The organism is Ramlibacter tataouinensis, from assembly GCF_001580455.1.
Lineage (GTDB): Bacteria > Pseudomonadota > Gammaproteobacteria > Burkholderiales > Burkholderiaceae_C > Ramlibacter > Ramlibacter tataouinensis_B.
The window spans coordinates 1,430,211-1,452,505 of the sequence record NZ_CP010951.1; the positions used below are offsets into that span (position 1 = coordinate 1,430,211).

At 66.8% G+C, this 22,295-nt stretch carries 22 protein-coding genes; 13 read left to right on the top strand and 9 right to left on the bottom strand.

All coding sequences use genetic code 11. The features are described 5' to 3' along the window. Window positions 1-179: 179 nt before the first annotated feature. A complete protein-coding gene (locus tag UC35_RS06895) occupies window positions 180-566 on the bottom strand; it encodes a RidA family protein (RefSeq protein WP_061497476.1) in 387 nt (128 codons plus the stop codon). 40 nt (window positions 567-606) lie between these two features. Continuing rightward, complete coding sequence (locus tag UC35_RS06900) at window positions 607-1,740, bottom strand: DSD1 family PLP-dependent enzyme (RefSeq protein ID WP_061497478.1); 1,134 nt, start codon at window positions 1,738-1,740, stop codon at window positions 607-609. Window positions 1,741-2,117: 377 nt separating this feature from the next. Here UC35_RS06900 and UC35_RS23460 point away from each other — a divergent pair, with 377 nt between their 5' ends. From UC35_RS23460 to UC35_RS06920, 5 genes are all read left to right on the top strand, one after another. After that, complete coding sequence (locus UC35_RS23460; RefSeq protein WP_145979367.1) at window positions 2,118-2,405, top strand: hypothetical protein; 288 nt, start codon at window positions 2,118-2,120, stop codon at window positions 2,403-2,405. Window positions 2,406-2,584: 179 nt separating this feature from the next. Further along, complete coding sequence (locus UC35_RS06905; protein WP_061497481.1) at window positions 2,585-3,295, top strand: hypothetical protein; 711 nt, start codon at window positions 2,585-2,587, stop codon at window positions 3,293-3,295. A 99-nt stretch (window positions 3,296-3,394) separates the two neighbouring features. Next, window positions 3,395-4,096 carry an SDR family oxidoreductase gene (locus UC35_RS06910; protein ID WP_061497483.1) on the top strand — a complete coding sequence of 234 codons (702 nt, stop codon included), beginning with the start codon at window positions 3,395-3,397 and terminating at the stop codon, window positions 4,094-4,096. A gap of 70 nt (window positions 4,097-4,166) precedes the next feature. Continuing rightward, window positions 4,167-5,237, top strand: coding sequence for a patatin-like phospholipase family protein (locus UC35_RS06915; protein WP_061497485.1), 1,071 nt, complete (start codon window positions 4,167-4,169; stop codon window positions 5,235-5,237). A 32-nt stretch (window positions 5,238-5,269) separates the two neighbouring features. After that, entirely contained in the window at window positions 5,270-6,244 is a 975-nt protein-coding gene (locus UC35_RS06920; protein ID WP_061497487.1) for a DMT family transporter, read from the top strand. 207 nt (window positions 6,245-6,451) lie between these two features. Here the strand turns inward: UC35_RS06920 and UC35_RS06925 are convergent, their stop codons facing one another. After that, complete coding sequence (locus UC35_RS06925; RefSeq protein ID WP_061497489.1) at window positions 6,452-6,670, bottom strand: CsbD family protein; 219 nt, start codon at window positions 6,668-6,670, stop codon at window positions 6,452-6,454. Window positions 6,671-7,015: 345 nt separating this feature from the next. Here UC35_RS06925 and UC35_RS06930 point away from each other — a divergent pair, with 345 nt between their 5' ends. The 3 genes from UC35_RS06930 to UC35_RS06940 all read left to right on the top strand — a co-directional run bounded on the left by UC35_RS06930 (window position 7,016) and on the right by UC35_RS06940 (window position 10,422). After that, on the top strand, window positions 7,016-8,134 hold the full coding sequence (locus UC35_RS06930; protein ID WP_227820482.1) for a DUF3182 family protein: 1,119 nt from the start codon (window positions 7,016-7,018) through the stop codon (window positions 8,132-8,134). After that, window positions 8,118-8,918, top strand: a complete 801-nt coding sequence (locus UC35_RS06935) for an alpha/beta hydrolase family protein (RefSeq protein WP_061497493.1) — start codon at window positions 8,118-8,120, stop codon at window positions 8,916-8,918. The genes UC35_RS06930 and UC35_RS06935 overlap by 17 nt, the downstream gene beginning before the upstream one ends. 385 nt (window positions 8,919-9,303) lie before the next feature. Beyond that, window positions 9,304-10,422, top strand: coding sequence for an alpha/beta fold hydrolase (locus UC35_RS06940; RefSeq protein ID WP_227820483.1), 1,119 nt, complete (start codon window positions 9,304-9,306; stop codon window positions 10,420-10,422). Window positions 10,423-10,435: 13 nt separating this feature from the next. On the opposite strand, the gene UC35_RS06945 is transcribed toward UC35_RS06940, so the two are convergent. The 4 genes from UC35_RS06945 to UC35_RS23885 all read right to left on the bottom strand — a co-directional run bounded on the left by UC35_RS06945 (window position 10,436) and on the right by UC35_RS23885 (window position 14,190). Continuing rightward, window positions 10,436-11,110 carry a DUF4286 family protein gene (locus tag UC35_RS06945; protein ID WP_082792889.1) on the bottom strand — a complete coding sequence of 225 codons (675 nt, stop codon included), beginning with the start codon at window positions 11,108-11,110 and terminating at the stop codon, window positions 10,436-10,438. A gap of 137 nt (window positions 11,111-11,247) precedes the next feature. Then, window positions 11,248-11,832 carry a carboxymuconolactone decarboxylase family protein gene (locus tag UC35_RS06950; RefSeq protein ID WP_227820484.1) on the bottom strand — a complete coding sequence of 195 codons (585 nt, stop codon included), beginning with the start codon at window positions 11,830-11,832 and terminating at the stop codon, window positions 11,248-11,250. A 219-nt stretch (window positions 11,833-12,051) separates the two neighbouring features. Further along, window positions 12,052-12,735: a peptide-methionine (S)-S-oxide reductase MsrA gene (gene msrA / locus UC35_RS06955; RefSeq protein ID WP_061497496.1), complete on the bottom strand. Its 684-nt coding sequence runs from the start codon at window positions 12,733-12,735 to the stop codon at window positions 12,052-12,054. A gap of 66 nt (window positions 12,736-12,801) precedes the next feature. Beyond that, window positions 12,802-14,190, bottom strand: coding sequence for an FAD-binding oxidoreductase (locus UC35_RS23885; RefSeq protein ID WP_061497498.1), 1,389 nt, complete (start codon window positions 14,188-14,190; stop codon window positions 12,802-12,804). A 90-nt stretch (window positions 14,191-14,280) separates the two neighbouring features. Here UC35_RS23885 and UC35_RS23890 point away from each other — a divergent pair, with 90 nt between their 5' ends. Further along, the gene (locus UC35_RS23890) at window positions 14,281-15,399 is read left to right on the top strand and encodes a helix-turn-helix transcriptional regulator (RefSeq protein WP_158513871.1); all 1,119 of its coding nucleotides are present in this window, start codon (window positions 14,281-14,283) and stop codon (window positions 15,397-15,399) included. 48 nt (window positions 15,400-15,447) lie between these two features. Here the strand turns inward: UC35_RS23890 and UC35_RS06970 are convergent, their stop codons facing one another. Further along, the gene (locus tag UC35_RS06970) at window positions 15,448-16,347 is read right to left on the bottom strand and encodes an AraC family transcriptional regulator (protein ID WP_082792893.1); all 900 of its coding nucleotides are present in this window, start codon (window positions 16,345-16,347) and stop codon (window positions 15,448-15,450) included. A 103-nt stretch (window positions 16,348-16,450) separates the two neighbouring features. Between UC35_RS06970 and UC35_RS06975 the strand changes: the two genes are divergently transcribed. The 4 genes from UC35_RS06975 to UC35_RS06990 all read left to right on the top strand — a co-directional run bounded on the left by UC35_RS06975 (window position 16,451) and on the right by UC35_RS06990 (window position 21,454). Next, window positions 16,451-17,200, top strand: coding sequence for an SDR family oxidoreductase (locus UC35_RS06975; protein WP_061497502.1), 750 nt, complete (start codon window positions 16,451-16,453; stop codon window positions 17,198-17,200). Window positions 17,201-17,414: 214 nt separating this feature from the next. Continuing rightward, on the top strand, window positions 17,415-18,542 hold the full coding sequence (locus tag UC35_RS06980; protein ID WP_082792895.1) for an ABC transporter substrate-binding protein: 1,128 nt from the start codon (window positions 17,415-17,417) through the stop codon (window positions 18,540-18,542). 61 nt (window positions 18,543-18,603) lie between these two features. Next, on the top strand, window positions 18,604-20,427 hold the full coding sequence (locus UC35_RS06985) for a CocE/NonD family hydrolase (protein WP_227820485.1): 1,824 nt from the start codon (window positions 18,604-18,606) through the stop codon (window positions 20,425-20,427). 67 nt (window positions 20,428-20,494) lie between these two features. Next, window positions 20,495-21,454: a Bug family tripartite tricarboxylate transporter substrate binding protein gene (locus UC35_RS06990; RefSeq protein ID WP_061497507.1), complete on the top strand. Its 960-nt coding sequence runs from the start codon at window positions 20,495-20,497 to the stop codon at window positions 21,452-21,454. Between the two features lie 33 nt (window positions 21,455-21,487). Here the strand turns inward: UC35_RS06990 and UC35_RS06995 are convergent, their stop codons facing one another. Further along, window positions 21,488-22,243 (bottom strand): IclR family transcriptional regulator, encoded by a 756-nt coding sequence (locus tag UC35_RS06995; protein ID WP_061503716.1) that lies wholly within the window; start codon window positions 22,241-22,243, stop codon window positions 21,488-21,490. Window positions 22,244-22,295 lie beyond the last annotated feature (52 nt).

The window sequence follows — 22,295 nt, forward strand, 5'->3', positions numbered from 1 at the left end:
GGCGCCGATTGCCGCGAAACATCAACCGCCGGTGCGGCAGAGCTCAGGTCCACGTGCAGGCCTGCTGATGTCTCCGGCAGTTTCGATGGGCGCCGCCGCGGCTCAATACATCGATCGAGCATCCTTGGTCACGACGCCAATGTCCCCCGTTGCCGCTCAGGGGCCCCATCTGGCGCTGTTCAAGCCTGCACGGCGATGGCTTCGACCTCGATCTTCAGCCCGTAGTGAAGTTCGCCGGTCGGAACGACCGCGCGACTCGGCCGACTGGTGCCGGCCCATTGCGCATAGATGACATTGAACTCCGGCCAGTTCTCGACACTGTCGACGTAAACGCGCACCTGCACCAGCCGGTCGATGCCACTGCCGCATGCCCTCAGCACGCTCTCCACGTTGGCTAGCGCCTGCCTGGCCTGCTCTGCGAAGCTGGCCTGTGCGAGCTTCTCGCCGGCCGGCGAGATGGGCAGCTGACCGGAAACGAAGACGAAGCCGTTGGCGACGGTGCCATGCGAGTAATGGCCGCCGGGCGCCGCGCTCCCGCTGGGATTGACGTGAGTGATCGTGTTCATGAACGTGTTCCTGCAGCTCGGACCCCATTGCTATGGGGCGTCACCATCCATAGAAGCGAGGCCAGGTTTCGACCGAGCCGTCTGCCCGCAGGGCGTGGTACTCCGGATGCTGGGCACCGGTGGCGCAGGCGTGGTTCGGCAGGATGCGCAAGCGCGTGCCGACGGGGAAGCGGGCAGCGATCTCGCGATCGACGCCTTCCGCGCGGCACAGGATCCCGTGTTCCTGGTTCGCGCTGCCGAGGACATAGCCGGCGACCGGCTCCCCGTCCTCGGTGCACACCTGACCATAGCCGAAGTCGTGCTTCTGCTTCTGCGTGCCGCGGTCCCGGCTCATCGCCATCCAGCCGGCGTCGAGGATGGCCCAGCCTTTCTCCTCCTGGTGGCCGATGACGGTGGTAAGCACCGAGAGTGCGAGCTCTTCCATGGCGCAGACGCCCACGTTGTGCATCACCAGGTCGAAGAACACGTAGACGCCCGCGCGTACCTCGGTCACACCGCGCAGGTCCTGGGCCGAGAGCGCGGTCGGCGTCGACCCGACGCTGACCACCGGGCAGGGCAGGCCCGCCTGCCGCAGGCGCTCCGCGGCCCGCACCGTCCCGCCCCGCTCCTGCTCGGTGATGTGGCGCAGCGCCTTGGGGGTGTCGCAGTCGTAACTGGCGCCGGCATGCGCCATGAGGCCCCCGAGCCGCATGCCGCCATCGTGCAGCGCGCGAGCGACCGCGAGCAGCGCCTCGCCTTCCGGTGGAATGCCGGAACGGTGGCCGTCGACATCGATCTCGATCCAGACTTCGAAGACCTCGGCCTGCTCCTTGCCGAAGCGGGCCACCGCCTGCGCACCGGCCACGCTGTCGGTGATGATCTTCAGGTCGCAGCCCTGCCGGCGCAGGGCGAGGACCTGCGGCAGCTTCGTCGGGGCGATGCTCACGGCATAGAGGATGTCCGTGATGCCGGCAGCGAAGAATTGCTCGGCTTCCTTCAGTGTGGACACGGTGATGCCCTGAGCACCTGCCGCGATCTGCGCCTGGACGACGGGCAGGCACTTGGACGTCTTCACATGCGGGCGGAACCGCACGCCCAGCGCGTCCATGTGCCGCTGCATGCGTTCGATGTTGGCCTGCATCCGCCCGATGTCGATGACGGCAGCCGGCGTGCCGAGGTCGCGCATCCTGTCCATGATGTTCTCCTGTGTCTGGGCACGACTATAGGAGGTGGACCTCGCCGGTGCCCCCGCAGCGACAAAGGAGGCGCTGAGCGGCAGGGGCGGACATCGAGCGCTCCCGCGGAGCGAAGCTCGTCGGCCGCAGCACGGCCGAGCGAGGATTTGAAGAAGTGCCGATCAGGTTCGCCACTCATCGGCCACCCGCCGCTAAGCCAAGATGGGCGCTGGCAATGCCTTTCGGCTAGACGTCGGTGGGATTGCGAATCGAGAACCAGCTTCCATACTTTGCCTGTCATTTCCCTCCCCTGGTGATTGGCACCGGATGGACAGACGGGCCCCGAGCGGCCCCGCCGCTGTGTCTGGATGCCGATCCTCCCTCACAGGAGATCGCCATGAACTGCAATCTGAAATCTTCCTTGCCCCGTGGGACGGCTGCTGCTCCAGCGGTCCTCGCTTCGCTGGCCATTTTCCTTGTAGGCTTTCAGCTTGGCGGTGGGGCACCGTCGCGAGAAGGAGCGCAGACCGATGGACGGGCCGTCGCTTCCGCTCAGACGCTGACCGCCATACGGTTGAATCTTCTGGATCAATCGACTTGTGAGACTTCGACCGGTTTGGAATGCCTGCCTCGGTCGCCGCTGGTGCGCCAGTTGGATGATGAGGGCGAGGGCTGCACTTGTTGACTGAAGGCATCCGGCCGACAACCAAGCTCGTCGCACTGCGGCCAGCGCATCAATTGCAGAGTCTACGGACGTCGAGCAGTTCCGCCTCCGTTGTGCCGCCGCCTAGGGGGAACCCCGGCCCAGGTTCGCCACGGCTGTCCTACGATGGCAGTTCGCCCCCAACAACAAGGAGCCACGCCATGCGCAGCATTCATGGGATCGCACTCGCAGCCACTGTCACCGCCATTGGCATCGCAGGATGCAGCACGGCCCCGAGCGGACCCACCACGCCCGCCACGGGCCCCATGAGCTTCTTTCTTACCAGCTCAAACCCCGGCAAGGGCGGAGACCTCGGCGGCCTCGAAGGCGCCGACAGGCATTGCCAGTCGCTCGCGCAAGCCGCCGGCGCGGGCAATCGCACCTGGCGCGCCTACCTGAGCACGCAGGGGCCTGCACTGAACAGTCCGGCGTTCGTCAACGCGCGCGACCGCATTGGCTCCGGCCCCTGGTACAACGTCAAGGGCGTGCTCATCGCGCGCAACGTCGCTGAGCTGCACTCCGATGCGAACAACGTGAACAAGGACACCGCCCTCGACGAGAAGGGCAACCCGGTGAACGACCGCACCAAGCAGCCGTCCCATCACGACGTGCTGACCGGCTCGCGACCCGACGGAACGGCCTTTCCCGGCGGTGTGGTCGCCGGCCAGCCCTTCCCCGACATGACCTGCGGCAACTGGACGAAAGGCACGAACGAAGGCGCCGCGATGCTCGGCCACTTCGACAAAGCCGGCCCGCTCGCCATACCGTGGGCGCAGTCCTGGAATTCGAGCCACCCGACGATTGGCTGCAGCATGGAGCGCATCCGGCCAACGGGCGGGGATGGGCGGCTCTATTGCTTCGCGGCGAATTGACTGACTAGCCATCCGGCAACCACGCCCAGGTGAGGCCATGGGCGGTTGAATCGCCGGCCCGGCTAAGGTTGCCGGGCCATCGACAAGCAAGATTCGAAGATGACGAACAAAGTTGCATTGATCACCGCCGGCGGAAGCGGCATGGGCGCTGCCGCGGTACGCCGCCTTGCGGCTGACGGTTTCAATGTGGGCGTGCTGTCATCGTCCGGCAAGGGCGAGGCGCTGGCCCACGAACTGGGCGGCGTGGGCGTCACGGGCTCGAATCAGTCGACCGAGGCGCTTCGCCGGCTCGTCGACCTGGCGTTCTCACGCTGGGGCCGAGTCGATGTCCTGGTCAACAGTGCCGGTCATGGGCCCAAAGGGCCGATCCTCGAGATCTCCGACGAGGATTGGCACAAAGGCATGGAAACCTACCTGCTGAACGTGGTGCGCGCAACGCGGCTGGTCGCGCCGATCATGAAGGCGCAGCACAACGGCGCGATCATCAACATCTCCACGGCTTGGGCCTTCGAGCCAAGCGAGCAGTTTCCGACTTCCGGTGTTTTCCGGGCGGGGTTGGCCGCATTCACGAAGGTCTTCAGCGATACCCACGCGCCGTTCAACGTCCGGATGAACAACATCCTTCCCGGTTGGATCGACAGCCTTCCGGCCACCGAGGCGCGGCGCGAAAGTGTCCCCCTCAAACGCTACGGAACGAGCGACGAGATCGCCGCGACCATCGCCTTCCTCGCTTCGGAGGGTGCGGCCTACATCACGGGCCAGAACTTGCGCGTGGACGGCGGGCTGACACGGTCCGTTTGAGCGCTGCGCGGTCGGTCGCCTTCGGGCGGCCGATAAACTCCTGCGTTTGCCCCACAGCGTCCTTCCCGGCATGCGCCTGACCGTTCCGACCGCCTTTTCCGCCCTGGCCGCCCTGTGTCGCCCACTGGGCCTCATGAGTGTTTTGGCTGTAACCGCCTGTAGCAGCACCCCACCCGCCAGCACCACCGTAGCCCAGGCCGCCCCGGCGCCCGCACCGGTCGCCTCTCCCATGCCAGCCATCAAGGTGGGCATCGCCCTGGGCGGCGGCGCAGCCAAGGGCTTCGCGCACATCGGCGTCATCAAGATGCTGGAGGCCAACGGCTTCGCCCCTGCCGTGGTGGCAGGCACCAGCGCTGGCAGCGTGGTCGGCGCCCTGTATGCCAGCGGCATGAACGCGTTCGAGCTGCAGGAAAAGGCCATCGCGCTCGATGAAGCCAAGATCCGCGACCTGCAGCTGTCCTCCGCCGGGCTGTTGCTGGGGCAAAAACTCGAAGACTACGTGAACGAGCAGGTGCGCCGCCAACCGCTGGAGCGGCTTGCCAAACCGTTTGTGGCCGTCGCGACGCGGCTGGAGGACGGCGATCGCACGGTGTTCGCGCTGGGCAACACCGGCCAGGCCGTGCGGGCCTCCAGCAGCGTGCCAGGCGTGTTCCAGCCCGTGGCCATCGGCAAATACCATTTCGTCGATGGCGGCGTCGTCAGCCCCGTGCCGGTCGATGCGGCGCGCCAGCTGGGCGCGGACGTTGTGGTCGCGGTGGACATCTCGAGCAAGGCGCGCGGCCAGACGCCCGCCGGCATGCTGGGGACGCTCGGCCAGTCGATTGCCATCATGGGACAGAAGCTCGGCCAGGCCGAACTGGCTCGAGCCGATGTCATCGTGCGCCCGCAGGTACTCGACATTGGCGGGGCCGACTTCACGCAGCGTGCCAACGCCATTCTGGAAGGCGAAAAAGCCGCCCTGGCTGCGATGCCTCAGATCCGCGAGCGCATCGCGCAGCTGCAGGCGTCGCGCGAACAGGCCACCCGCCTCGCGCAGCAAAAGGCGGCCGAAGCGCAGCGCCAAGCCTGCCTGGAGCAGCGCTCGCGCCTGCAGAAGCTGGCCGGTCTGGCGGGCCTGGACGGCGCCTGTCCCGCGCAATAGACAACTCTGGCTACCGCTCGCCTCGCGCCGCCATGTGGACCGGGACTGCCTTCGCCCTCGCCGCCGGCCTCATGTGGGGCCTGGTCTTCGTCGCACCGCTTCTGCTGCCGGAGTATCCACCGGTATTGCTGTCGTTCGGACGCTATCTCGCGTTCGGACTCATTGCACTTCCGCTTGCGGCAGCCGATCGGCGCGGGCTTGCGGCGCTGTCGCGGGCGGACTGGATCGAGGCGCTGAAACTGTCGCTCATCGGCAATCTGCTGTATTACCTCTGCCTCGCCGGCGCGATCCAGCGCGCCGGCGGTCCGCTGCCCACCATGATCATCGGCACGCTGCCGGTGGTCATCGCGCTGGTCTCGAACCGGCGTGATGCCGCGCGCGACGGTCGGCTGCCCTGGTTGAGACTCGCGCCCACCCTGGGTTTGATAGCGGCTGGCATCGGTCTCGTGAACATAGGGGAACTGCACGCCTTGCGCGCCTTGGGTGACGTGGATCTGGGCCGGTATTCCAGCGGGGCACTTCTGGCGATCGGGGCCGTCGCCTGCTGGACCTGGTACCCGCTGCGCAATGCCGACTGGCTGCGCGCCCACGCTGACCGCTCGCCGCGCACCTGGGCCACTGCCCAGGGCCTAGCCACCTTGCCCATCGCCGCGGGCGGCTACGCAGCCTGGCTCGCTTGGCAGACTGCCAGTGATACCGGCTTCGCGCTGCCCTTCGGACCGACGCCCTGGCGCTTTCTCGGGCTGATGGCTGCGCTCGGGCTGTTCGCGTCCTGGTTGGGCACGCTTTGCTGGAACGAGGCAAGCCAGCGGCTTCCAACAACGCTCGTGGGGCAACTGATCGTCTTCGAGACCCTCGCGGCGCTCGCCTACGCGTTCGTCCTTCGAGGTTCGTCCCCCCCAGCGACCACCATTGCCGGAATCGCGCTGCTGGTGGCCGGCGTCGTCTGGGCACTTCGGATCCGTCCGGAGCCTCCGCTGGCCGCCGCCGAAGGACCGCCTCACTGAAGGGGGACAGTTCGGTCCCAGCCGAGGGGCGACGAGATCACGCGAACCCGAACCTCCTACGCAAGGAGATCATGGGCCCGCTTGCCAGGCTTGCCGAGGGTGCAGTCACCCTCGGCGGCCCGGATTCGGCGTCACGCCCGACCTGCGCACAGATTGTGCCGGCGGTTGTTAAGCCCGGCCGACGAGCGCCGGCCGAATGACACCTGTCTACTTTTCGAGTTTGTAGTCGGGGTTGCGCCGCTCCCAATCCTTGACCTGCCGGTCGGCCTCGTCCTTGGCCAAGCCGTGGCGTTGCTGAATGCGTCCCAACAGCTGGTCACGCTTGCCCGCAATCACATCCAGGTCATCGTCGGTGAGCTTGCCCCACTGTTCCTTGACCTTTCCCTTGACCTGCTTCCAGGCACCTTCCACTCGATCTTCGTTCATAAGAAAACTCCTTCTATGGCCGCGTCAGTCGCGAACCTGTTTTCAAGTTAACGGCTTGCCAGGTGCGCCGCGGTAGGAGCAGCGTCGCATGCATGGTCGGTGTGCGCCTACCGATGGCGCCTATTGCGTCTTCGATGTCCCCTTCGATAACGCCGACTGTGCGTTGGCCCTGTCAGCCGGCTTCTGAATCTCGCGCGAGTCGATTTCCGCGGCAACCTCGGCGGGATGTACTACGTAGCGCAAGGGCCGACGGGCAGAGGATGTGGCCATGCGAATTGCCCAACTCGCCCCCATGTTCGGAAGCGTGCCTCCCAGCGGCCGCGGAGGCACGGCCGGCGCGAAAGCATGAACGGCATCGAGCAATCCAGGCGCCTCCCTCCCGTCGTGTATGCGCATGTGTCCGATGTGGCAACAACAGCGGAGCACGAGCGCAGTTCTCTGCTGGGCTTCGCAGCGCGACTGGCGGCATTGCTCCGATCCGAAGATGGCGGCCTGCACGGGGGCGGCGGGCAAGGATACTTCGTCCCCATCAGCACGCTGACGACCGCCGAGGCCGCGCAACTCGGCATCACCTGCGTCGACGACTTGTTCGGTGGCGTCGTGCCTCATTCATTCGTCGCCTCCAAGGCGATCAGCCATCCGCTCGTGGGCTCCGGCGCTGCCGCGGTGATCGGCTGGAACGACGCCTTCGCCCCGGCGATCGAGGACATCGTCCTTCCCGGCTTTACCGTTTTCGCCGTGGACGACGCGCGCATCGCGGCCGAGCGCTTGCTTGCGCGCGGACCCCTGCGCGTGAAGAAAACACGAGCCAATGCGGGGCGCGGTCAGTTCGTGGCATCGGACCTGGCATCGCTCGAAACGGTGCTGCGCGCACTCGACCCGGACGAGACCGCCCAGCACGGGCTCGTGCTCGAGGAAAACTTGTGTGAAATGAGCACCTTCAGCGTCGGGCAGGTCAGGGTACCCCGGCTCATGGCCAGCTATGTCGGCACCCAGCGGCAGACCCGAAACAACCGCGGCGCGACGGTGTACGGCGGCTCCGATCTCATGCTCGTGCGGGGCGGATTCGACGAGCTGCTTGAGGTGGTTGCCAGTCCGGAGATCCGCCAGGCCATAGCACAGGCGATGCGATTTCACGTGGCCGCACAGGCGTGCTTTCCCGGCCTGTACATGTCACGCGCCAACTACGACATCCTGATGGGACGAGATGCACAGGGCGCGCAGCGCTCCGCCGTGCTGGAACAATCCTGGCGCGTGGGAGGCGCCACCGGTGCCGAGATCGCGGCGCTCGAGGTTTTTCTCGCGGATCCGGCGAAGCGCCGGGTGCGTGCGTCCTGCTTCGAGATCTTTGGCGCAAGCCCGCTGCCGCCGCCGCATGCCGTGGTGTATTTCCGGGGCATCGATCCCGACGCCGGCGCGCTGACCAAGTACACGGTGCTTCGACCCGATGACAACCCGCGCTGACCTGGTCGCGATCCCGGTGGACGGCAAGCACCTCGCCGGCACCCTGGTGCAGCCGGACGCCATGGTGCCGGGCGTTGTGCTCGTGCACGGCTGGGACGGCAGCCAGGAGGAGTACGTCGAGCGAGCCCACGGGATCGCCAGCATGGGCTGCATCTGCCTGACCTTCGATCTGCGGGGGCACGCGGCCCACCGGGCCGATCGCGACAAGGTCTCGCGCGAGGAGAACCTGCGCGATCTCCTGGCCGCGTACGATCTGCTGGCCACCCAGCCCGGAGTCGACCCGAATGCGATTGCAGTGGTGGGCAGCAGCTATGGCGGCTACCTGGCGGCCCTGTTGACGTCCATGCGCGACATCCGCTGGCTCGCGTTGCGCGTGCCCGCGCTCTATGAGGATGCCGACTGGCAGGTTCCGAAAAGTCAGCTGGAGCGCGACCGCCTGAACGCGCTGCGACGGACCAGGCTGCATCCCACGGAGAACCGGGCATTGGCAGCGTGTTCGGAGTTCCAGGGGGATGTGCTCATCGTCGAGTCCGAGGACGATTGGGTCGTGCCGCACCAGACCATCCAGAACTACGTGGAGGCTTTCTCCATGGCGCAATCGGTCACGTACCGCGTCATTGCCACTGCCGACCACGGCCTGAGCGAAAAGGATTGGCAGCTGACGTACACGTCTTTGCTGACCAACTGGATGAAGGAAATGCTGATGTTGAACGCGAGCGCGGGCAGGGCCGGGCCCGAGGCAAGTTCGCCAAGCGCCACTGAAAGCGCCGTGCCCGAAGACTGAACCGCGCTCGTCCGATGCCGCCTCAGATGACGTTGAACAGCATCAGCAACACCACGACCACCAGCGGGACACCCAGAAGCCAGAGGATGACAGGCATTTGGAATCTCCTTCCATTGAGATGTACGCAGCTTAGGTTGCGGGCCAGGTGACGGATGAACGCCGCCGCCCCCATTGCCGGTAGGCACGGGCCGCTGTGTCATGCAAGCCTGAGTGCCAGGGAGCAGCGGCGAGATGGCAGGTCTTGTGTCAGTCCTCATCGCCGGTCAGCCGGGCAAGCCATGTCCTACACCGTCGCGGCTCGAGGGATGGCGCCATCGGCGCGATACAGCGTGATATGTGTTGGGGGGAAGCTCGCTTCATCGTCACTTGTCTTTGGGAGATGCAAATGAACTCACCCGCCACCCCTCCGTCCCGCCCGACGCCGGCCGACCCGGACCTGGCCGAGCAAGCCCGCCCCGGCCACGGCGTTCCGTCGCAGGATCCCAGTCCCGCGGCACAGGTTCCACTGCAACCCGAAGAGGCTGAGCGCGAGTCGAAGTCGGCACTGATGGGTGGCGGCGTGTTGGCCGGCGCTGCCACCGGCGCTGCCACCGGCGCCGCGGTGGCCGGTCCGGTCGGTGTGGTCGTGGGCGGCGCTGCGGGTGCCGTCGCGGGCGCACTGGGCGCCGCTGCGGCCGGCAGCATGATGAACCCGAATGACTCCGTGGTGCGCCTGCACATCGAGGATAGCGGTGGCCCCGGCCGACCCGTGGTGTTGATCCATGGATGGCCGCTGTCCGCCCAGGCCTGGGAGCCGCAGGTTTCCGTGTTGCGCGCCGCCGGCTACCGCGTGGTGGCCTATGACCGACGAGGCTTTGGTAGGTCGGACAAGCCGGAGTCCGGATACGACTACGAGGCGCTGGCCGACGATCTGCAGCGCGTCATGGAGCAATGCGGGCTACAGGACGCGACCCTGGTGGGCTTCTCGATGGGCGGCGGCGAAGTCGCACGCTACATCGCACGCCACGGCCAAACGCGCCTGCACAGCGTGGTGTTTGCCGCGGCCATACCGCCCTACCTGATGAAGACGGGCGACAACCCCGAAGGCCCGCTCGGCCCCGAGAAGGCGCAACAGATGGCGCAATCGCTCGAGCAGGACCGCAGTGCCTTCTTCAACCAGTTCACCCGGGACTTCTTCTCGGCCAACGGCGCACTGCAGGTCACGGAGCCGCTGCGCGGCGAGGCGGTCGCGCTGTGCCACCAGTCTGCACAGCATGCGGCGCTGGCCTGCATGGAATCGTTCGCCACCACCGACTTCCGCGAAGACCTGAAGATGATCAAGGTGCCCACGCTGGTGATTCACGGCGACTCGGATGCGATCGTGCCGGTCGAGGGCTCGGGCCTGCGCACGCACTCTGCCGTCCCGCACAGCCAACTGGTGCTGGTCAACGGTGCGCCGCACGGCTTGAACGTGTCGCACGCACAGGCATTCAACGAGGCCTTGCTGTCGTTCCTGCGGGCGTAAAGCGCTTCGGGATTCAGCGCTGGCCGGGCTGGCCGACTTCACTCGCGTGCCGGGACATCGCCAGCTCGTAGCGCGCGAAGCTCGCTTCAGGCCACGCTGACTGGAGACTCGCCTGCATTTCCGTCAGGGCCTCGGACTCCCAGGCGCAAGCGACCAGGATGGCGTCGACCGTGCGATCCGCCAGGCCGCGGATCCTTTGCTCGGCGGTGACGTCCAGCGTGAGCTTCTGCGTGTGCAACAGGTGCACGCCGGCCACACCGGGCTGATCGCACCAGCGCCCCGCCGCCTCGCGCCAGCGCTGGAGGTCGGCGTCGCCCTCGGCCCGCCCCTCCTTGCTGCGGATCGTGAGCGCGTGGCGGGCCACCCCGGCGCCGTGGCTCTCCACCACCGTGCTCATGCAGCGCACCATGTTGCGATGATGCGGCATCAGCTGGGTCGACCATGGCGTAGGCGCGTTCAGGCGCGCAAGGTACTCGGGGGACTCCAGCGCCCCCAGGTCCGCGACCTCATACATCACGAAGAAGCCCTCCCCGCCATCGGCGCTGGCCCAGCGGGTGGCGCGCAGGAATCCCGGAAGCGCCAGGCGCTCCGGGAAGTGCTCCTGCGAATGCCACTGCTGGAACTCGCTGCGCATCGCCGGTGCCATGTCCCACCACATGGCGAGTGCCGCGCGGCCGAGAAGTGCCATTACACGTTCCTCCGGGCGGGCAGCAAAAGCGGCCTCAAGATCAATGCCTCCATGGTCACAGCCGCTGAATCATGGGTGACGCACCGGCCGATCGTTCCATGCCGGAAAGCCTTTTCGCATGACGAATGCCACGCGTCCTAAACATCGGCAACGGGACGGCCGTAGGTGACCGCTGCGCGTACTTCCGGGGGGACCTGCTCGGCCAATATCCGGTCCGGACTCAAGCCGAGCGCGTCGTTGACGCTGGAAAAGGCCTGCCGGAATGCCACGAACACCGTGGCCTCGAAAATTTCTCTTTCACTGAGGCCGGCCTGGCGCAAGGCATCGACGTCCGCCGGTGTCGTGGCGTTCGGGTTCGCGACCATCTTGCGCGCCCAGGCGGCCAGGGCGCGATCGCGCTCGGTCAGCTCTTCGGCCGCCTTGTTCGCGATCACTGCGGCGGCGGCCGTCGCGCCGGCCTCGCGTGCCAGTGTCTTGCCCAAAGCCAGCGAGCAGTACGAGTCGCCGAGTTCAGAAGCTCCCGCACACACCAGGACCGCCAGTTCGCGCTTGCTCAGCGAAGACTTGCTCGTGAGCTGGCTGCGCAGGGCCGTGAAGCCGTCGAAGACCTCGGGGCGCCAAGCCCAGGCCCGCATCAGGTTCATGACGAAGCCTTGCGAGTCCGTGCTGGACTTGTACAACTTCCCGGTCTCCGCGGAGTCTTCGGGTGCGGCGATGAACATGGAGCCCCTTTCAGTGCAGTGATGCGGGCGAGACTTGCGCCCCTGCTGCTGAGCCGAGTCTGCCAGCGAGCGCGCGTGCGGGCAAGCCGCAGCACTCACGCTTCGTCCACGTTGCACCTGAGGCGACCGCCTGAAGGTCTTGCTCCTTCCCCCTCCGGGGGAAGGCTGGGATGGGGGCGCTCGGGCGTTGAATTGAGGCCGCAGCGCCGCCGGCCGGCATCAGCCTTTCGTCTGCGAGACCAGCACCGGCTTGGCGCGATAGAGCTTCGGCATCGCCGCTTTGAGGTTCGCGATCTTCGGCAGGTCGAACCTCGCGATGTACGGCGAATCGGGATGCAGCGTGGCGTAGTCCTGGTGGTAGGCCTCGGCCGGGTAGAAGCCCTTGAGCGGCGCGACCTGGGTCACGATCTTCTTCGGGTAGGCCTTCGCGGTCTCGAGCTGCGCGATGTACTTCTCCGCCGCGTCCTTCTGCTGCGGCGTCGCGAAGAAGATGGCCGAGCGGTATTGCGGGCCGCTATCCGGCCCCTGGCGGTTCCATTGTGTGGGGTCGTGGGCCACCGAGAAAAACACCCGCATCAGCGTGCCGTACGAAACCTGCTTGGGGTCATAGGTGACCTGCACGGACTCGGCATGGCCCGTCAGGCCCGAGCCGACGACCGCGTAGTGCGCCGTGGCCTGGTCGCCGCCCGCATAGCCCGACACCGCATTGAGCACGCCCTGGGTGTGCTGGAACACCGCCTGCACGCCCCAGAAGCAGCCGCCGGCGAAGACGGCCGTCTCCGTGGCCGCGGTGCTGGTGACATCGTGTGCGGGCGCCGGCAAGGGCACCGCTTGCTCGGCGGCGAAGGCGAGGCTGGATGCGGCGATCGCGAGGGCGGCGGTTGCAAAAGAATGTCGTGTCATCACGCGGTCTCCTTCCGCGATTGGAGTGCCGGCTCACCCGTCGCGTTCCCTTCCACCCTGTATTGCTCAGATCCCCGGATCGATGTTCTGGTTCATCCGGAACAGGTTGGCCGGGTCGTACCTGCGCTTGGCGGCCACCAGCCGGTCCCAGGTTTCCGCGCCATAGGCTTCGCGGGTTCGATCCGCGCCTTCCTCGGTGAGGTGGTTCACGTAGCTGCCGCCGGCCGACCACGGGCGCAGCCCGGCCCAGGCATCGCGGCACCACTGCCGGTGCTCTTCCGCGCGGAGATCGCCAGGCTCCCAGCACGCCGCCACCGTGAGGATGTGGCGCACGTCGCGGAAGCGGAAGGCGGTCGCCGCCGGATCGACGCGCGCGGTGGCGCCGCCCATGTGCCGCACCAGCACCTGCGACATCGGCGAGCTGCGCTCCGTGGCAGCCCGCGCCAGCGCCTGCAGCGCGCCGTCCTCCAGCGGCTTGAGCCACTCCGAGCGGCAGTGGTAGTGCAGGCCGTGCGGCACGCTGGCGTCGAACCACTGCTGGATCGCCGTGTACGGCTGCACGCCGAAGGTGTCCACGGCCGGCTGCCCGAAGCCGCGCACCGCCTGCAGTACCCTTTCTCCCTCCTCGACGGGCCCCACGTAGCAGGCCGCGATGCCCACGACCGGCTGGAAGTGCAGCGCTGGCGGCACGAAGGGTGCCGGCGGCGCGCTCAGCAGCGCGGTCATCAGCGAAAGCTCATCAGGTGCACTGCGCGTGAGCCGCTCGTAGTGCGCCAGCACTTCGGGCGCCTGCGCCGCCGGGTACATCACGAAGCCCGCGAACATCGGCGCGACGGGCTGCAGGCGGAAACTGAACTTCGTGACCACGCCGAAATTGCCGCCGCCGCCGCGCAGTGCCCAGAACAGCTCCGCGTTCTGCCGCTCGCTGGCCACCGCGACTGAGCCATCGGCGAGCACCACTTCCGCCTCGATGAGGTTGTCGCAGGCCAGGCCGTACTTGCGCGAGAGCCAGCCCAGCCCGCCGCCGAGCGTCAGCCCAGCCACGCCGGTGTGCGAGATCTCGCCGCCCGGGGACGCGAGGCCGTGCGCCTGGGTCGCCGCGTCGTACTCGCGCAGCAGCAGCCCCGGCTCGGCCGTGGCGATGCGCTGCTGCGCATCGACGTGCACCGCCTTCATCGGCGAGAGATCGATCATGAGCCCGCCCTCGCAAACGGACCAGCCGGGGATGCTGTGGCCGCCGCCCTTCACGGCAAGCAGCAGGCCGTTGTCGGCGGCGAAGCGTACGGCGGCGGCGACTTCACGCGTGCTGCGGCAGCGCACGATGAACGCCGGGCGGCGGTCGATCGCGCCGTTCCAGAGGGCGCGCGAGGCGTCATACCCGGCATCCCCGGGTCGGAGCACCTCGCCGAGCAGGCTGGCGGTGCGGGAAGCGATGAAGGTGGTGGGCGTGTTCATGGGCCGTGATGATCGACAGCCCACCGCAGCCGCACCATCCCTGAAATCTGGGGTTTTGCGCGCACACGAGCCTGGTCCACAATGCGCCGCATGGCCAAGGCGAGCTCCGCGTCCGATCGAGCCCAGCGGCAGGTGCTCGACGCCTGCCGGCAGGCGACGACGCCGGCCGGGCTGTTCACCGCCGTGCAGCAGGCACTGCAGCCGCAGCTGCCGGTGGATCGCTGGTGCGCGATGACGCTCGACCCCGCGACCTCGCTGCCGACCGGCGGCGTGCACGAGCGCGGCTTCAGCCCGGCAGGCGGGCAGCGCCTGCTGCATCTCGAATTCGGCGGACCGGATGACGCGATCAAGCTGGCCGCGCTGGCGCGTGGCAAGACGGCCGTGAACACGCTGTCGGCGGCCACCCAGGGCCGCGTCGAAACGAGCGCGCGCTTTCGCGAAGTGCTCGCGCCGGAAGGCATCCGGCACGAGCTGCGCGCCGTGTTCCGCGACGCGCACGGTCCGTGGGCGGCCATGGTCCTGCTGCGCGCGGGCGACCGCCCGGATTTCGACGCCGGCGAAGTCGAGCTGCTGGCGGCGGTCAACGAGCCGGTCACGCGGGCGCTGCGGCGCCTGCTGCTGCTGGCCGAGATGCATGCGCACGCCGACCCAGGAGCGCCGGCGCTGATCCTGCTCGAGCGCGCCGACCCGCAGGCCGGAGCGGACAGCGGCTTGCGTGTGCGGCATGCAAGCGCCACCGCGCAGCACTGGATCGAACAGGTCGACGACAGCAGCGCCGGGCCGCTGCCCTATGCGCTGTATTCCCTCGCCATCAACGCCAGCCGCGACGGCCACGCCGTGGCGCGCATCCGCACCCGCGCCGGGCGCTGGCTCACCGCGCATGCGGAGGCGGCCGCGCCCTCCGAGGCCATCTCGCTCATCCTGCAGCCCAGCCGGCCGCACGAGATTGCGCAGGTCCTGACCGGCGCGTACGGCCTCACGGCGCGCGAGGCGGAAGTCGCGCGGCTGGTCGCGGCGGGCTGCGGCAACGAAGAGATCGCGAAGCTGCTGTTCGTCAGCCGCTACACGGTGGAGGACCACCTGAAGAAGTGCTACGAGAAGCTGGGCGTGCGCAGCCGCAGCGAGCTCGTGTCGCGGCTGTTCTTCGACCAGTACCTGCCGCGCACGAAGGACGAGATCGCCCTCGACGGAACCGGCTGGTTCCTATAGGTCCAGCCCGCCGGCCCCCACCGGGGCCGTGAGCGCGCTCTAAGTGCTTCAAGGCGTGCGCGCGTACTGGCCCGGCGGCTGGCCCACGTGCCGGCTGAATGCGGTGCTGAACGTGCTGGCCGACCCGTAGCCGACCCGCTCGGCGACTTCGGCAATCGCCAGATCCTTCCGGCGAAGAAGTCTCTTCGCCACCGCCATCCGCCAGGCCAGCAGGTACTCCATCGGCGGCAGGCCCACAGCACGGGTGAAACGTTCGAAGAACGCCGAGCGCGATAGCGCGCTCTTCTGCGCCAGCTGCTCCACGGTCCAGGCCCGCGCAGGGTCACCGTGCATGTGCCGGAACGCGACGGCGAGGCGCCTGTCGGCCAAGCCGCGCAAGAGTCCCGGTGTGGCCTGTTCTGCCGGCGTGGCTCGCAGCGCTTCGATGAGCAGCACTTCCACCAGGCGGGTGAGCACGAGGTCGCGCCCCGGCCGCCGGTCCAGCGACTCCTCCCGGACAAGCCCGACCAGCAGTGGCAGACTTTCCGAGCCACGCACATGCAACACGGCGGGGAGCAGCGACACGAGCAACGCGGAGTCCGGCGAGTCGAACTCGAAATAGCCGCCGAGCATCCGCACGTCGGGGCGGCCGCCGCGCGTGCCGTGCCGGACTTCGCCAGTGCCCGCGGCCGCGGCCCGCGGATCGATGTGCACGGGTGTCCCGGGCTCGAAGCTGGTCATGGTGAAGCTGGGCGTAGCAGGGAGAAGCACGAAGTCGCCGGCCCCCAGCGTGAGGGGTTGCTGTCGGTCCACCGCGAGCAGGCAGCTGCCGTCGAGCACGGCGCAGAAGCTCGGCTGGCCGAAGTCCGAATAGCGCACGGCCCACCGGCCTGCGCCACTGATCACCTTGGAGAACACCGTCCGCGGACTGAGCAGCGCGATCACTTCCGACAGCGGGTCGATGGCCATGGCTGGACTCTCGCAAACGTGAGCAGGACTCCAAATTGTAGATCGTCCGGCAAGTGACCGATATCGTGGCGGCTTCACCCACACCCCCACTGAAGGAACTCCCATGAAAACCGTCCTGATCACCGGCTGCTCGTCTGGCTACGGCCTGGAGACCGCGCGCCACTTCCACGCCCGGGGCTGGAACGTGGTCGCCACCATGCGCACGCCGCGCGACGACCTCTTCCCGGCTTCACCCCGCATGCGCGTGGTGCCGCTCGATGTGACCAAGCCCTCGAGCATCGCCGCCGCGCTCGAAGCGAGTGGCCCCATCGATGTGCTCGTCAACAACGCCGGCATCGGTCTCTTCGGCGCGTTCGAGGCGACGCCGATGGCGACTGCGCGCGAGCTCTTCGAGACGAACACTTTCGGCGTGATGGCGATGACGCAGGCCGTGTTGCCCCTGTTCCGTGGCCGGAAGTCCGGCACGATCGTGAACGTGACGTCGAGCGCGACGCTGGCGCCGATGCCGATGGTCGCCGTCTACACCGCCAGCAAGACAGCCATCGAGGGATTCACTGCCTCGCTCGCCCATGAACTCGCCGCCTTCCAGGTTCGGGCGAAGCTGGTCGAGCCGGGGTACGCGCCCACGACCCGCTTAACCGAAAACGGCGGTGAGCGCATGCGAGGCTTGATTCCCGAGTCGTATGCGCCATTCGCGCAATCCATCTTCGATGCGTTGGCGCAGACGGCGGCGGTGACCACGGAGAGTGACGTCGCCGAGGCCGTGTGGCGCGCGGCGAACGACACGTCGGGACAGCTGCGGTTTCCTGCGGGGGCGGACGCAGTTGCACTGGCCGCGGGCGTGTCGTCGTGAGGGACCACGGCTGGTTGAAAACCAAAGCCTATCAGGGGAACCGTGCATCGCTTCTGTTTCGCTGCGCGACCTTGGCTGGGGTTCCATTGCTACGTTGTTGCCACCCCGGTGCCCCGACCGGGGCCGGCACGTGCTGTCCTGGTGATGCTCATCTTGAAGTAGTATTGTTAGTTGATACACTGTATCATTGTACAAAACGATTCGAGGAGTTCCCATGAACGGATGGAAGTGCTTGGCTTGCCTTTGCGCCCTGTTGGCGTTTCAGGCAAGTGGCAAGGAACTGGTGGTAGGCCAAGTGGCGGCGAACCTTCAGGACCCGCTCTTGCCGGGGTACCAGATGAAGAGCGGAATCGAGTTGTACCTGGAGGCGATCAACCGGGCCGGAGGCGTTCACGGCAACAGCATCCGCCTGGTGGCGAGGGAACGGAAGACGGCGGCCGCTGACGCCATCGCCAAGACCCAGGACCTTGTCGATGAACACAAGCCGATCGCGCTGATCGGCCTTCCGGGGACGGCCCCCATGGAGGCGCTGATCAAGGAAGGCGTGGTCGACAAGATCGGCCTGCCCATCGTGGGCATACGCACCGGCGCAAGCTCGCTGCACGAGCCGACGAACCCCTGGCTGTTCCACACCCGGGCGAGCTATGCCGCCGAGGCTGACAAGATCGTGCGCCACCTGAGCACCATCGGCCTGAAAAGGGTCGCGGTGTTTCACGAGAACTCCGCCTTCGGCAAGGAGGCGCTCAAGCACACCCTGGCGGCACTGGAGCGAGCGAAAATGAGGCCACTGGCGACGTCCACCTATGAGACGGACAGCACCGACGTCCAGCCGGCGATCCGCTCGCTGTCCGCCGTGGCACCCGATGCAGTAGTCGCGGCTGGCCTCAGCCCTGCGGTGGCTGAACTGTACAAGAGCTTGCGGAACAGCGGCGCGCCACGGGTGCAGGTCTTCGCCTTCTCCACGGTCGATGCATCCACGGTCGTGAAACTGATCGGAAGCAGCGACGCGCGCGGTATGGGCATCGCGCAAGTGGTGCCTGATCCCGCCAACCGGAAGTCAGCCCTCGTGCGGGAGTTCCAGGACCACGCCAGGAAACTCAGGGACGACAAATTCGAGCTGACACAGGGCGCCATGGAGGGCTATCTCGCCGCCAAGGTGCTGGTCGAGGGCATGCGCAGGGCGGGGCCGAATCCAACCCCGGCCCGCCTGCGGGCCGGCCTTGAGACCCTGCGCAACTTCGATGCCGGAGGCGTCGTCATCCACTTCAGTCCGAAGAGCCACTCGGGCGCTTCATACGTCAACATCGGCATCCTCGCCAACGACGGCAGGCTCATGAACTAGGGCCTGTCCCGTTTCGAAGAAGAAGATGAGAAATTCAACTGGGGGGCAGTTCGAAGCCGGCGTGGGCGTCGAGTCCGATGTGATGGTCCCGATGCGCGATGGCATCGCGCTGGCCACCGACATCTACTTTCCCACGACCGATGGCAAGCGCGCGCCGGGGCGCTATCCCTGCATTTTGGAGCGGACCCCGTACGGAAAAGGCGAGCCCAGCCGGTCAGAGCGCGATTCAACGGACACGGAGCCGCTGACGCGACGCGAGGTCGCCGGGTACTTCGTGAAAAACGGGTATGTGGTGATCTACCAGGATTGCCGGGGACGACACAAGTCGGGTGGCGAATTCACCAAGTACCTCGATGATGCAAACGACGGCTACGACACCTGCCGCTGGATCACTTCGCAGGGCTGGTCGGACGGCACGATCGCAACGAAAGGGCTTTCCTACGCTGCGCACACCCAGATGGCCGCCGCGAGCGCCGGCGCCCCGGGTCTGCGCGCGATGGTCGTCGACTCGGGAGGGTTCTCCAACGGCTTCCAGAGCGGAATCCGCCAGGGCGGCGCCTATGAGCTCAAGCAGGCAGCGTGGGCCGTCATGTTCGCTGCCGAGCATGCCGGATTGGAGCTAAGCCCCGAGGACCTCGACCGCTGGTTCAAACGGATGCCCTGGCGCCGCGGACACTCTCCACTGACGCCCACCCCGCAGTACGAGGAATTCCTGTTCGACCAATGGGAGCGTGGCAGCTTCGACGAGTTCTGGAAGCAGCCCGGCATCTACGCCCAAGGCTACTACCCGCAGTTGTGGCACCTGCCGGTTATCCACATCTCGTCCTGGTATGACGTGTACTCACGCACGGCGATCGAGAACTTCAGCGGAACGATCGCGGATGGCGCGCCCAAGCGCCTGATCCTGGGGCCCTGGACCCACGGGAACCGATGGGAAACCTACGCCGGCGATGTGGACTTCGGACCGGCGGCGCGCTTCGAGGGCAACCTGGCGCCCAGCCTTCTTGAATTCCGGCGGCGTTGGTTCGACCGCTGGCTCAAGGGATGCTGCAACGGGGCGAACCATGAGCCGCCCGTGATGCTGTTCGTAATGGGCGGCGGGACAGGTCGAAAGAACGCGGACGGCCGGCTGGACCACGGAGGCTGCTGGCGTGCTGAAGAGCAATGGCCCATCCCGAGCACCGAGAAGACGACGCTCCACTTGCACGCGGACGGGACGCTCGCCACCACGCGGCCTACGGAGCCGCGAGCCGCGCGCGAATACGTGTTCGATCCGCTGGACCCCGTGCCCACGATCGGCGGCAGTGTGGTCTCACGCCCCCCTGCCATCTTCGCGGGCGGTTTCGACCAGGTGGAACGCGCCGACTTCTTCGGTTGCAAATCGCCCGGGCGCCCGTTGGCGGATCGCCATGACGTTCTCGTGTTCCAGACGGCACCGCTGCAACAGGATCTCGAGGTCACCGGCGACATCGAAGTCGTGCTGCACGTCTCAACCAATTGCCCGGACACGGATTTCACTGCAAAGCTGATCGACGTCTATCCACCCAGCGCTGACTATCCCCAAGGTTATGCCCTGAACCTGACCGACGGCATCATTCGCGCCCGCTACCGCGACTCCTGGGAGAGCCCCGAGCTGCTGCAGCCAGGCGCCATCTACAGGGTCACGGTGCGCATGCTGCCGACCAGCAACCTCTTCAAGCGAGGCCACCGCATCAGGCTGGACATCTCCAGCAGCAACTTCCCCAAGTTCGACGTCAATCCGAACACCGGTGAAGCGGAGGCGCGGGCACAGCGAACGCAGCCGGCCAGCAATCGCATCCACATGGATTCGGGAAGCCCTTCGTATGTCGTGCTTCCCATCGTGCCGAAGGCGGAAAGGACCTAGCCGCCGCCATCGAAGCACCTCACCCGCGTTTGCCTACTAACCACCAAACTGAAACACTGGAGTTCCAATGAAACGTCAATCCAGCCGCTTGCTGGCCCTGGCCCTGGGCTTTCTTGCATTCGCCGCCCAGGCCGCGTGGCCGGAGCGACCCGTCCGATTCGTCGTCCCCTTTCCGGCGGGCGGCCCCGCAGACAACACCATGCGCACGGTGGCACAGCGGCTCGGAGAGATATGGCGGCAGCCCACGATCGTCGAGAACCGGCCGGGCGCCCCTGGAATGGTGTTCGCGGCGAACACTGCACCGGATGGCTACACCCTGCTGCTGGGCGCCGGCTCCCACATCGTCACTGCGCCCCTGATGAATCCCAAGCTCGCGTACAACCCGCAGCGGGATTTCGCGCCCGTCAGCCTGCTGCTCACGAACACCCCGGTGCTCACCGTGCACCCCTCCCTCAAGGTCCGCACGCTGAAGGAGCTGATCGCCCTGGCCAAGAGCAAGCCCGGCGCATTGGCCTACAGCTCGGCAGGGAAGGGAAGCCCCAGCCACTTGATGATGGAAATGTTCACCGACCTGACGGGCACGGACATGACACATGTGCCCTTCAAGGGCGGCGCACCTGCCGTCCAGGATTTGATGGGAGGCCATGTACAGCTGGGCGTCAATGCCACGCCCACCGTGCTGCAGTACATCAACACCGGGAAGCTGACAGCCATCGTGGTCGCCAGCGCGAAACGCGATCCCGCATTGCCGAATGTTCCGACGGCAACCGAATCGGGGGTTCCCAACTTCGAATACCTGATCTGGTACGGCATATTCGCTCCGGCCAAAACACCGGCCGCGATCGTCGAGAAAGTCAGCACAGACATCCAAAAGGTGCTGGCAGAACCGAGCACCGTCCAGCAGATGCGCATCCAGGGCGCCGACCCGGCGGGATCTTCGCCGAAGGCGTTCGCGAAGATGATTCAGGACGACATCAACGCGTGGAGCAAGCTGATCAAGGAAAAGAAACTCAGCATCGACGAGTAAGGACCGCTTCGCCTGCTGTGGCCGCCAGGCGACTCATGCAGGCGCGCGAAAGCCGAGTTCCGCGGACAGCGCCTGGGCGGCTCCCAACAGGGGCTGGATGAACTTTTCGCCCTTGTCGGGTGCCCGGCTCGCCGGCGCCGCGATGCTGATGGCCGCGATCACCTGGCCGCTGCCGTCACGCACCGGTGCCGCGATTGCGACCACATCGGCCGATATTTCGCCGTGGGACACTGAGTAGCCCTGCTTGCGAATGCGGCCCAGCTCCTGCGAGAGTTTCGTCCGCGAAAGGGTCTGCGGCGTGTACCTGGGAACATCCGCCGCCAGGATCTCCGCGGCAACCGCTTCCGGGGCGAAGGCCAGCAGGAGTTTGCCGGAGGCGCCCGCATGCAAGGGCCGCCGCGAGCCGATTGGAGTGTGGAAGCGAAGGTCGTGCGTGGATTCCCAGCGCGCCACGCACAAGGTCTCCAGCCCGTTACGGATTCGCACCTGCACGTCTTCGTTGAATTTCGCGCCCAGTTGCTCGAGGTGCTTGACAGCCTGGCGCACCAGACTGACCTGCTCCACGGCCGCCATCCCGATCAGGAGAGAGGCGCTGCCCAACTGATAGGTGGCAGCTTCGGCTTGGCGTTGCACGAACCCGCGTTCTTCCAAAGTTGTGAGAAGCCGGAAGGCCCGGGCCTTGGTGATTCCCGAACGCTTGGACAGCTCCGTCACGCCCAGCCCTGGCGCCTGGGCGACCAGACTGAGTAGGCCCAGTGCCTCGTCCACAGACTCGACGGTGTAAGCCATCATCCCTCCCCGTCAATCGAATGCATCGAATTAACCGAGCATTTTACTGTCC